Consider the following 11,273-nt stretch of genomic DNA (forward strand, 5'->3'; position numbering starts at 1 on the left):
AGTGCAAAAAAAAGGAGTATTCAAATTGATGAATACTCCTTTAAGTGATACTAATGACTAGTATTAAGATTTATTTGACAATCGCCAGTGCAAAACCATCATGTCCTTTACTGCCGACGGTTTGTAATGCTGTACTCGACAATAGTCGAGGATGATTCTGCATAAGGCGGTACATTTCACGAATACCTTCGATGCTTGGTTTGACATTTTTTTCATCCAAAATATCACCAGCGCGAATCACATTATCTAAAAAAATAATGGTACCTGAGCGTGAAAATTTAAGTGATAGTTCTAAATACTCTGGGTAACTTTGTTTATCAGCATCAATAAATATAAAGTCAAATGGCTCAAAATTTTCAGGTAAAGATTTGAGAATATCCGCAGCGCGACCAACTTTTAATTCAACCGTTTGCTTTAATTTCGCATTGTCGATATTTTCTTGACCGAGTGCTGCATGTGTATCACGACCCTCGATCGTGAGAATATATCCATCCTCAGGAAGAGCTCTTGCTAGCCACATGGTGCTATAAGCCGCAAAGGTTCCAAGCTCTAACACACGCTTACACTGATTCATTTGAATCAACATTTGTAATAACATGCCTTGGTTAGCAGCAACTGCTAGATGGTCAGGAAAACCCTTATCAGCTGTATTTTGTAGAGTCTGAGTTAAAATTGGATCTTCTGGCATCAGATGAGATTCAATATAAGCATCAATATCTGACCATTGTTGTTGCATAACTGAGTACCTGTAGGGAGTTCAGTGCATTGTAATCGTTTCGAGTGAATGTGCAAATTTCTGATGCTTTGATGCTGAAAAATCAGTCAAAAAAAAAGAGGTCAAAGACCTCTTAATTAAATGTGATCATCTAAAATTAGTAATGGCATAAAGATGTATTTCGAGTCAGATCGGGTCCCCAAGTTCGGTAACCTTGAGTATCAATATGTATTTGACCAGTCGCATACAAACCTAAGCCCATATTTAAGCTTTGACCATAATTCTGCCAAAATTGGCACAATTTAAATTTAGAATTTTCGATGAATGCATAATCTTCAGCCTGAGGAAATTCAGGACCGATTCTGAAATCAATGGCTGAGTTATACAAGTGTCGAGACGAACCTGCGCCACCAGCACACTGATTTAATGGAAGGTCACGATATACAGATGTAACCTCAAAATCAGTTAAAATCCTTGCTGCAACGAGATATTTAAATACTTTCAGTGTTGGTAACTGATTCGACCATAGCTCACGGTTTGGAACCATATATTCAGATTTACCACATTTCTGCCAAGCACGTGCTGATTTAAAGAGTTCAAAACTTGGGATAATATTGCCAACATTATTACGTTCTAAGTATTGTTCATATTCTCGTGCTTGAGCTTGGTTATTACCTTGCATCAGCCAAACACGATAAGAATTCGGCATGACTTTTGGTCGCGCTGGACGTTCATAGGTTATTTTTTCTTGTGGAATATATATGCGTTGACCATCATTGGTGACGATTGTTCGTCCTTTTTGAGGGGAGGACGTACATCCAATCAATATCAACGATATTGCACTGATTGAGCACAAGCCCTTCAAAATTAATTTCATTATAAATAAATTTTACTAAAGCAAATAAGTTTCTATTTTATGCTAATTGATTATCAAGAATACGTATAAATTGCAAATAAATGTACCAATTGGGTATAAAAAAGATCAGCCGAAGCTGATCTCTCATTGGATTATTTTTCTAAATATTGCAATTTGTTTGGTTTGCCATTCCATTCTTCACGGTCAGCTGGCTGATCACCAATCTGAGTAATATTTGGCCATTTTTCTGCAAGTTCAGCATTGAGTTCGATAAAGACTTCTTGACCTTCAGGCAGTTCATCTTCCGAGAAAATGGCATTTGCAGGGCATTCAGGCTCACATAACGCGCAGTCAATACACTCATCTGGATTAATGACTAGAAAGTTTGGACCTTCATAGAAACAGTCAACTGGGCAAACTTCTACGCAGTCTTGATACTTACATTTAATACAATTTTCAGTGACAACAAAGGTCATGGCGTCAGCTACCTAAAAAATATGGTTCTAATAACGAATGCTGTATTTTAGGCAAATTGAACGAAACTAACAATTCCTTTTCTTGATATTTAATATAGGGGATGCTACTAAATCAGTAATATTTATGATGAGATCGTACTAATTTGCAAATTCTCAGGCATTCTGCCTCTGATTTCAAAAATCATGATTAAAAAAAGCCAGCAGATCGCTGGCTTATTGATTGAGTGTGCTTGAACTAAGATTTTTGGAGTAATTGTTTGAGTTGGTAGAGTTGATCTAAAGCCTGTCTTGGACTTAAGTCATCTACAATAATTTCTGAAAGAAGTTGTTCAACTTGAGAAGGTTTACGAATTTCAACCACTTTTTCAACTTCAATAATTTTTTCTACAGGGTTACTATTTGAAAATAAATCTTGAGAGAACAAATCTTTTTGCACAGGTTGGGTTTGCAGTTGGAGTTTCTCCAGTTTTTTAAGTTTAGCTTGAGCCTCTTTAATCACGTTTTGAGGAATACCTGCTAGTTTAGCGACCTGTAAACCATGACTTTGACTTGCAGGACCTTTTTGAACCTTATGCAATAAGATGAGATGACCATTCACTTCTTGCGCAGTGACATGATAATTATCAATACACGGATCCATGCCTAATTCTGTTAATTCAAAATAGTGCGTTGCAAAAAGACATAAACATTTAATGCGATGCGTCAAATCAAGGACACAAGCCCAAGCTAATGACAAACCATCATAAGTACTTGTACCACGACCCACTTCGTCCATTAATACCAAAGATTGTTGAGTGGCATGATGTAAAATTTGAGAAGTTTCCGTCATTTCCACCATAAATGTAGATTTGCCTGAAGAAAGATCGTCTGCTGAACCGATACGCGTAAAGATCCGATCAATAGGTCCCAATTTGGCAGATTTCGCTGGAACGAAGCTACCGCAATATGCCAAGAGCGTAATTAACGCCGTCTGACGCATGAATGTGGATTTACCACCCATATTTGGGCCTGTAATAATCGACATACGATGCTGTACATCTAAATAAGTATCATTTGGGGTGTAAGGCGTTTTAATCAGTGATTCAACAACGGGATGGCGTCCTGCTTGAATGTGTATTCCAATTTCAGGGCTAAATTCCGGACGATTCCAATTATATAATCTTGATAGATGTGCGAAGTTTGTCAGTACATCCAGTTGAGCAATGGCACTCGCCATCATTTGAAGATTGGCAATATCTTGACGTAATTCATCCAATAACATTTCAAACAAAAGTTTTTCACGAGCCAATGCACGCGATTCACTTGAAAGCACTTTATCTTCGAAAGACTTCAATTCAGGGGTGATGTAACGTTCAGCATTTTTTAATGTTTGACGACGAATATAATGGGCAGGAGCTTGTTCTGCTTGCGCTCTGGTTAATTCAATATAATACCCACTCACTCGGTTATAACCGATTTTTAGTGTGTTTATACCTGTTGTTTCTCTTTCTTTGATTTCTAAATCAATTAAAAATTGTCCTGCATGATCGCGTATTTGACGAAGTTCATCCAATTCATGATCAAAACCATTTGCAATGACATTGCCATCTCTGAGTAGAACAGGTGGGTTTTCCACAATGGCTGACATGAGGCGATGATGTAAACCATTAAAGTCACCCAATTCCTCATTCAATTGATCGATTAAAGCGGATTGCTGTGTTGAAGTCATTGGTGCTAATGCATGGCGTAAATACGGAATCTGAGCACAGGCTTGACGTAGTTGCACTAAATCACGTGGTCGCGCACTTCCTAATGCCACACGGCTGAGTACGCGTTCGATATCACTGATTTCTTTTAATACCAGACGAATCGGAGCTTCATGATAGCCAGATAATATGGTTTGTATCGCATCTAAACGCTGGTCTAACAACGCAGTATCACGAATGGGTTGCATCAAGATTCGACTCAGCAGTCGGCTACCCATAGCCGTTTGGCATTGGTTGGTTAAATCAAATAATGAAGTGCCATGCTCAAATAAAGGATCAATAATCTCTAGATTCCGTCGCGTCACAGGATCAAGAGCGATAAAATCGGAGCTTTGTTCAAGTCGAATTGAACGAATATGTGGCAATGCTGTCTTTTGGGTATCTTTAGCATAATGAATTAAAGCTGCCGCGGCTGCTTTCGCTAACTCAAGATGTTCAATTCCAAAGCCAGATAAAGTACTTACGGCAAATTGATCACATAAAGTTTTTTGCGCATTATTCAGATTGAAGTCTACATTTGGGCGTTTTGTAACGGGACAATCAAGAATTTGCTTAATCTGTTCAACCACTTCTGGATGCTTGAAATCTTCATCAATCAAAACTTCACTTGGCATAAGACGCGCAAGTTCCAGAGGAAGTTGTTCAGCTTGAAAACTTTGTTGTTGGACTTTAAAAATACCTGCACTGAGATCTAATAGGGCGATACCAATTTCATCAGATTTAATACAGATGGATACTAAATTTGAACTCTGATGGGCATTCAGCAATGCATCGTCTGTCAATGTACCCGGTGTAATAATTCTGACTACACCACGTTCGACAGGTCCTTTACCAGTGACTTCCCCAAGTTGTTCACAAATAACAACGGTTTCACCTTTTTTAACTAAACGCGCTAAGTATCCTTCTGCTGCATGATAAGGAACCCCAGCCATTGGTATCGGTTGTCCATTCGCTTTACCACGGTGGGTTAACGTAATCCCTAAAATTTTGGCGGCTTTATGCGCATCGTCAAAAAATAACTCGTAGAAATCACCCATACGATAGAACATTAACGAATGCGGGTGCTGTAATTTCACCGTCATGTATTGCTGCATCATTGGCGTCAATGTTGAAAGATCGATATTGGATTGATCTAAAGTCATCTGTGAAAAAAACCTGTAGTTAAATTTTGAAACGAAGAAGTACTGCTCAAGCTTAGCATGAGAAAAAATGCGTAAATCGATTATAAGATCTATTTTTAGCAAAAGATAAATGAGTCGAACCAATATTATAACCAACGACTCAATTTCGTTCATTGAATAATTAAATTCGATATCCATTTATGCAAATTCTTTGTGTAAAGAATCAGCAGTCTCTGGATAGTCTCCGCATCTTTTGGACAGTTTGTTATCGCATTTCATTTCATGATCAGATCATATTTGATGTCTTAGGGAAGAAAAAATGACAGGTCAAACGATTGAGATCACCACCAAATCAGGGAATCGTTATTCAGGATATTTGGCAGTGCCAGAAGCGAAGAAAGGTCCAGGGATTGTATTGTGCCATGAAATATTTGGTATTAATGCAGCGATGCGAGCTAAAGCTGACTTTCTCGCAGAGGAAGGCTATACCGTTTTAGTCCCTGATCTATTTTGGCGTACTGCACCAAACATTGAGCTAGGTTATACACCTGAGGATTTTGAAAAAGCTTTTCAACTTTATCAGCAATATGATGAAGATCAGGGTGTAAATGATATTCGTGAAAGTTTAGATTTTTTTTCAACTTTAGATACGTGTGACACGACTACGGGTCAGTCAGTGGTCGGATACTGTCTTGGTGGAAAACTTGCATATTTGGCTGCATGCCGTATTGATAACTTAGCGTGTTCGGTTGCTTACTACGGTGTAGGCATTGAAAAAGCGCTCGATGAACTCTCGAATGTGAAGGGTAAGCTTGTGTTACACATGGCTGAACTTGATCAATTCTGTCCAGCTGAAGCGCGAAATCAAATCACTGAAGCATGCGCACAATTTAAACATATTCATGCTTATGTTTATGAAGGTGTTGATCACGCATTTGCACGACCGAATAGCGATCATTATCACAAACCATCGGCGCGATTTGCCCATGAACGTACCGTAACAGCATTACATGAAACGGTTGGCCCTCACTATGACTTAGTTGCATTGTGGGAAGAGCATATCAGACATGAGTTCGACACGCGCGATGTACCAGCAACTATGGCAACGATGGTCGCTCAACCATATGTGAATCACATTCCAACATTGACAGGTGGTGTGGGATATAGCCAGTTAGCGCGATTCTATCGATATCATTTTGTACATCAAAACCCTCAAGATATGAAAATCACCTCAATTTCAAGAACCGTGGGATCTACTCAGGTTGTGGATGAATTCATCATGAGTTTCACTCACGATACTGAAATAGATTGGTTATTACCAGGTGTAAAACCGACTGGAAAATATGTCGAAATTCCGATGTTGGGGGTCATTCAGTTTAGAGGTCCAAAACTTTGTCACGAACATATTTATTGGGATCAAGCTTCTGTACTTGTCCAAATCGGACTACTTAATCCAGAAGGATTACCTGTCGCAGGCGTAGAAACAGCGAACAAACTTTTAGATGAAGATATTCCTTCAAATGGCTTGATGCCAAGTTGGGAGTCGAGTGCTGGTAAGCCAATCGAATAATCAAAATATGTGGGGCAAAAAATGGAATTAAAAATTAAAGATAAAGTTGCCATTGTCAGTGGTGGATCAACATTGATTGGACAGGCTGTGGTTCAAAGTCTCGTGAATTTAGGGGCTAAAGTTGCCATTTTAGACATTGATGATTACGGAAAAACCATAGCTGCGCAACATCCTTATGAAGTGATGTTTATACAAACTGATCTAACTTCAGACATCGCAATTCAGGAAGCGGTGAACAGCATTAGAAATCATCTAGGTGAAGTCAGTTATTTAGTGAATTTGGCATGTACCTATCTTGATGATGGTTTCAAATCACCACGATCAGATTGGTTAAAAGCATTGGATATCAATTTGGTGTCTATTGTTGAGCTAACGCGTGCCGTATATGAAGATTTGCAAAAAAATAAAGGGTCAGTGGTGAATTTCACCTCGATTTCAGCGCAATGTGCTCAAACGGGGCGTTGGTTATATCCAGTGTCTAAAGCAGCAATTTTACAACTGACCAAATCAATGGCAATGGATTTTGCGCCAGATGGTATCCGTGTCAACTCAGTTTCACCAGGTTGGATTTGGTCGAGAGTGATTTCTGAAGTGAGTGGACAAAATCGTGCGAAAGCTGATGCTGTAGCAACTGATTATCATCTCTTGGGACGTTTGGGTAATCCGGCAGAAGTGGCAAATGTAGTGACATTCTTATTGTCGGATGCTGCAAGTTTTGTGACTGGCGCAGATTATGCGGTAGATGGTGGGTATTCAGTCATGGGGCCTGAAACGAATCAACCCGCAATACCACGTTTAGCAGAATAAATTAAATATTGGAGAATAAAGATGAGAAAAATTGCAATTGTTGGTGCAGGTCAGTCAGGACTTCAACTTGGATTAGGACTGCTTGATAAGGGATATGACATCACGATTTTGTCGAATAAAACTCCTGATGAGATTCGTCAAGGTAAAGTCATGTCTAGTCAATGTATGTTCCATACTGCGTTACAGACTGAGCGTGATTTAGGATTAAATTTTTGGGAAGAGCATTGTCCAGCGGTAGAAGGTATTAGTTTTGCTTTGGTTGATCCAGCAAGTGGTGAAAGAGCATTTAAATGGAGTGCGCGATTAGAGCGTTATGCTCAATCTGTTGATCAACGTGTCAAGATGCCTTATTGGCTTGAAGAGTTTCAGCGCCGTGGAGGCAAGTTTGTTCTCCAAGATGTCGGTCTAAATGAATTAGAACATTTGGCTGACGAGTATGAATTAGTGCTATTGGCTGCGGGTAAAGGTGAAGTTGTTAAAGAGTTTGCACGTGACGCAGTACGTAGTACTTTTGACAAACCTCAGCGTGCATTGGCTTTGACTTATGTGAATGGAATGAAGCCAATTTCACCATACTCGAGAGTGAGCTTTAATATTATTCCTGGGGTGGGTGAGTATTTTTGTTTTCCTGCGCTTACAGTAAATGGTCCATGTGACATTATGGTTTTTGAAGGGATTCCTAATGGTCCTATGGATTGCTGGGCTGAAGTTAAAACACCAGAAGAACATTTAAATAAAAGCTTAGAAATTTTGAAAGAACATTTGCCGTGGGAATATGAGCGTTGTAAAGACGTAACGCTGACAGATAATGGCGGATATTTAGCAGGACGTTTCCCACCAACGGTACGTAAACCTGTCATGACATTGGCTTCTGGTAAAAAAATATTTGGTATGGCAGATGCATTGGTGGTGAATGATCCAATCACAGGTCAAGGATCAAATAATGCAGCTAAGTGTAGCAAGGTTTATTTCGATGCGATCTTAGCACACGGTAATCAAGCGTTTACTGAAGATTGGATGGAGTCAACATTTGAAAAATATTGGTCATATGCTGAAAAAGTCGTGAGCTGGACAAATAGTTTATTGGTTCCACCTCAACCTCATGTTGTTGAGCTACTGGGTGCAGCATCTCAAAATCATAATTTAGCTTCTCAGATCGTTAATAATTTTGATGATCCACGTAACTTTTCACCGTGGTGGTTTGACGAAAACGCAGCGAAAGAATTATTAGAAACAGATCAAGTTTCTCAAGTGGCTTGATGGAACTGAGGTGTTAAAAATGGATGTATTAGATAAAATTAATCTGCAAGAGATTGACATCAGTAATCCTCGCGAGATTCGTAATCTTCTTGGTCAGTTTGCCACAGGTGTTACCGTAATCACCACACGTGGAACGGATGGACGAAAAGTGGGTATGACAGCCAATTCATTTTCTTCGTTGTCATTAGATCCACCGCTTGTGTTGTGGAGCTTGTCGAAAACAGCACCAAGTTTGCCCGATTTTGTTGCAGCTGAGCACTTTGCAATTCATATGTTAACGAAGGAGCAGCATCAGCTTTCTACCCATTTTGCCCGTGGTGCACAAGATAAGTTTGCCACAGTTGATCATGGTGAATGTGATACAGGTGTTCCATTACTGAACGAAGCACTTGCTACACTTGTCTGTAAAAATGTACAGCAATACGAAGGTGGCGATCACTTGATTTTTATCGGTGAAATTCAAAAATATCAACAAACTGCTGGTGAGCCCTTAGTGTTTCATGCTGGTCGTTACCAAATTGCAGCGAGCCATCCAGACCTTTAATCATTGCTTTAAAAACCACGATGAATAATCGTGGTTTTTTATGGGAAATACACATGAAAAATAAAATTATATTAAGTGCTTTAACCTTGTTTACTACAGCAAATTCATCACATGTTTTTGCTTATGATTTACCGACTGTGAATTTGGGTATGACCAGCTTTCTAGATGGTGGACTACCAGCTGGACCTGGTTGGTATTCGCAAACGTATTTTCAACATTATGACAGTGATAAGTTGAGAGATACGAGTGGACAAAAGCTTCCGCTGCCCAAAACAGATTTAAATTATCAAGTGATTGTCGAGCAATTAAGTTACATGTCGACCTATAAACCGACTGCTCATTCAAGTCTAGGTCTGAATTTACTTATCCCTTATTTAAGTAAAATCAGCGTTGACGATGGTTTAAATAATCAAGCCTTAAAAGCTAAAAGTGGATTTGGAGATTTGATGATTGGTCCATTTCTCCAGTTTGATCCAGTCATGGGTGAACAGGGACCAAAATTTGTCCATCGAATAGAATTACAGATAAATTTGCCGACAGGGGAATATCAGCAAAACCGTGATATTAATCCGGGTAATAATGCATTTTCCTTCAATCCATATTGGGCTGCAACGTATTGGTTTAATCCGAAATGGACAGCTTCGACACGCGCTCATTATTTGTATAATTTTAAAAATGATGATCCAACTTATGGTTTTGGTGCTGCTGATGACATCCAAGCGGGGCAAGCAGTACACATTAACTTAGCATCTGAATATGCTGTACATGATCAGATTCGATTGGGGTTAAGTGGGTACTATTTAAAACAGCTTACCGATACTAAAGTTGATGGTGTAAAAGTCGATGGTCGCAAAGAAAGTGTGTGGGCAGTTGGACCTGGACTTATGTATAGCCACTCGCCAAAAAATCATGTAGTCGCAAATGCATATTTTGAGCATGATGCAAAAAATAGAACTGAAGGCGATCGATTACAAATTCGATACATTCATCATTTCTAATCAAAAAAGCCTGTGATTTCACAGGCTTTTTTATTGGCAGACATAAAATTAAGAGAAGAGTGAATTTTGTGTAATCTTACGCGTTGATGATGGCAGCTCGCCATAACGACGTTTGTACTCTTGTGAAAAACGACCTAAATGAGTAAAGCCCCACTTAAATGCAACATCAGTGACCGTGGCATGTTCATTATTCATCAGTTCAAGATGAGCTTGTTCAAAACGAAGCTCACGTAAGTATGCCATAGGGGTAATGCCAAAATGGTTTTTGAATCCTGCAAATAGTGTTCGTGCACTTACACCTGATTGTTCAGCCAAGACTTCTATGTTGAGTGGTTCATGCAAGTGGTGGTGAATGTATGCTTCAGCCCGTTTGATGAAGTAGGGCGCTAATTTTTTCTCATGATGAGAATTTGCTTTAAAAAAAGCATTATTTGGTTGTCCATAAATAAGCGCATTAAATAGATTTGATTCAAACTGCTTAAATGCAAGTGGGTGGTGGAGAGGATGATGCTCACATTTAAGTGCATCCATCATGGTTCTCAAAAGTTGCAGAAAATAACCACCAGATTGAGTGGTAAAATCAAGTCGAGGATTAAAAATTACATTTTTTTGTTCAGATTTCACGATATGTTGCTGACAATGATGTGCAAAATCATCTTTTGAAATTTTGAGAATGAGTTGAGGGGAGTGAGCTCGCCAGCGCATTCTGAGTGATTGGTCAGGTGAGATAATTGACGCTACTTCTGAGTAAGAAATAAATTTATCTTTACCGAATTCAATTTCTGCATAGCCTCGAGTAGGAATCTGAATAAGATAAAACTTTTCAAGTTGATCTGGTTCGATCAATACATCTGCGCCATATTCCAAGCGGCTGATAGAAAGAGCCCCAGTTTGAACATGGTGCATGCTTGCACTAAAATTTTTAGCTAATTTTAACACTTTTAGTGCATGAGGCTTAAAAATTTGCCCTACATTTTTACAAGTTTCGCTCAAATCTGCTTGATTGAAGACCAAGTTTTGGCTGTTGAAAATTGATTCATTACTAAAATTTTGCCCAGTTAGCTGAGAGGAATGAAGCTGGTTCATTGTGAATCCTTTTGGCTCATTAGTAGTCCGTACCATGACAGTAGTGTTAAATTGATATCATGGAATGAGATTTACGATATAAATAAATGAAGCAA

10 protein-coding genes are annotated in these 11,273 nt (G+C 39.0%); 5 read left to right on the plus strand and 5 right to left on the minus strand.

Features of this window, described 5'->3' with window-relative positions; translation table 11 throughout:
• Nucleotides 1-70: 70 nt before the first annotated feature.
• The 4 genes from CL42_RS06600 to mutS all read right to left on the minus strand — a co-directional run bounded on the left by CL42_RS06600 (nt 71) and on the right by mutS (nt 4,934).
• Entirely contained in the window at nt 71-736 is a 666-nt protein-coding gene (locus CL42_RS06600) for an O-methyltransferase (protein WP_035266381.1), read from the minus strand.
• A 136-nt stretch (nt 737-872) separates the two neighbouring features.
• Nucleotides 873-1,592, minus strand: a complete 720-nt coding sequence (locus CL42_RS06605; RefSeq protein ID WP_035266384.1) for a D-Ala-D-Ala carboxypeptidase family metallohydrolase — start codon at nt 1,590-1,592, stop codon at nt 873-875.
• A 131-nt stretch (nt 1,593-1,723) separates the two neighbouring features.
• Nucleotides 1,724-2,047: a ferredoxin FdxA gene (gene fdxA, locus CL42_RS06610; RefSeq protein WP_035266386.1), complete on the minus strand. Its 324-nt coding sequence runs from the start codon at nt 2,045-2,047 to the stop codon at nt 1,724-1,726.
• A 235-nt stretch (nt 2,048-2,282) separates the two neighbouring features.
• Complete coding sequence (gene mutS, locus CL42_RS06615) at nt 2,283-4,934, minus strand: DNA mismatch repair protein MutS (protein ID WP_035266388.1); 2,652 nt, start codon at nt 4,932-4,934, stop codon at nt 2,283-2,285.
• A 298-nt stretch (nt 4,935-5,232) separates the two neighbouring features.
• Between mutS and CL42_RS06620 the strand changes: the two genes are divergently transcribed.
• Genes CL42_RS06620 through CL42_RS06640 form a run of 5 tightly spaced genes read left to right on the plus strand, consistent with a single transcriptional unit; the run spans nt 5,233 to nt 10,092 of the window.
• Complete coding sequence (locus CL42_RS06620) at nt 5,233-6,483, plus strand: dienelactone hydrolase family protein (protein ID WP_035266390.1); 1,251 nt, start codon at nt 5,233-5,235, stop codon at nt 6,481-6,483.
• Nucleotides 6,484-6,504: 21 nt separating this feature from the next.
• The gene (locus CL42_RS06625) at nt 6,505-7,290 is read left to right on the plus strand and encodes an SDR family oxidoreductase (RefSeq protein ID WP_035266391.1); all 786 of its coding nucleotides are present in this window, start codon (nt 6,505-6,507) and stop codon (nt 7,288-7,290) included.
• A gap of 21 nt (nt 7,291-7,311) precedes the next feature.
• The gene (locus CL42_RS06630; RefSeq protein ID WP_035266394.1) at nt 7,312-8,550 is read left to right on the plus strand and encodes a styrene monooxygenase/indole monooxygenase family protein; all 1,239 of its coding nucleotides are present in this window, start codon (nt 7,312-7,314) and stop codon (nt 8,548-8,550) included.
• A gap of 19 nt (nt 8,551-8,569) precedes the next feature.
• On the plus strand, nt 8,570-9,094 hold the full coding sequence (locus tag CL42_RS06635; RefSeq protein ID WP_035266396.1) for a flavin reductase family protein: 525 nt from the start codon (nt 8,570-8,572) through the stop codon (nt 9,092-9,094).
• 53 nt (nt 9,095-9,147) lie between these two features.
• Nucleotides 9,148-10,092 (plus strand): SphA family protein, encoded by a 945-nt coding sequence (locus CL42_RS06640; protein WP_035266397.1) that lies wholly within the window; start codon nt 9,148-9,150, stop codon nt 10,090-10,092.
• Between the two features lie 48 nt (nt 10,093-10,140).
• Here the strand turns inward: CL42_RS06640 and CL42_RS06645 are convergent, their stop codons facing one another.
• Nucleotides 10,141-11,178, minus strand: a complete 1,038-nt coding sequence (locus CL42_RS06645) for an AraC family transcriptional regulator (protein ID WP_035266399.1) — start codon at nt 11,176-11,178, stop codon at nt 10,141-10,143.
• Between the last annotated feature and the right edge of the window lie 95 nt (nt 11,179-11,273).

It is taken from the genome of Acinetobacter sp. Ver3 (assembly GCF_000632455.1).
Lineage (GTDB): Bacteria > Pseudomonadota > Gammaproteobacteria > Pseudomonadales > Moraxellaceae > Acinetobacter.

Coding starts and splice junctions, on each gene's coding strand:
- CL42_RS06600 (WP_035266381.1), bottom strand. CDS start 736: ATGCAACAACAATGGTCAGATATTGATGCTTATATTGAATCTCATCTG.
- CL42_RS06605 (WP_035266384.1), bottom strand. CDS start 1,592: ATGAAATTAATTTTGAAGGGCTTGTGCTCAATCAGTGCAATATCGTTG.
- fdxA (WP_035266386.1), bottom strand. CDS start 2,047: ATGACCTTTGTTGTCACTGAAAATTGTATTAAATGTAAGTATCAAGAC.
- mutS (WP_035266388.1), bottom strand. CDS start 4,934: ATGACTTTAGATCAATCCAATATCGATCTTTCAACATTGACGCCAATG.
- CL42_RS06620 (WP_035266390.1), top strand. CDS start 5,233: ATGACAGGTCAAACGATTGAGATCACCACCAAATCAGGGAATCGTTAT.
- CL42_RS06625 (WP_035266391.1), top strand. CDS start 6,505: ATGGAATTAAAAATTAAAGATAAAGTTGCCATTGTCAGTGGTGGATCA.
- CL42_RS06630 (WP_035266394.1), top strand. CDS start 7,312: ATGAGAAAAATTGCAATTGTTGGTGCAGGTCAGTCAGGACTTCAACTT.
- CL42_RS06635 (WP_035266396.1), top strand. CDS start 8,570: ATGGATGTATTAGATAAAATTAATCTGCAAGAGATTGACATCAGTAAT.
- CL42_RS06640 (WP_035266397.1), top strand. CDS start 9,148: ATGAAAAATAAAATTATATTAAGTGCTTTAACCTTGTTTACTACAGCA.
- CL42_RS06645 (WP_035266399.1), bottom strand. CDS start 11,178: ATGAACCAGCTTCATTCCTCTCAGCTAACTGGGCAAAATTTTAGTAAT.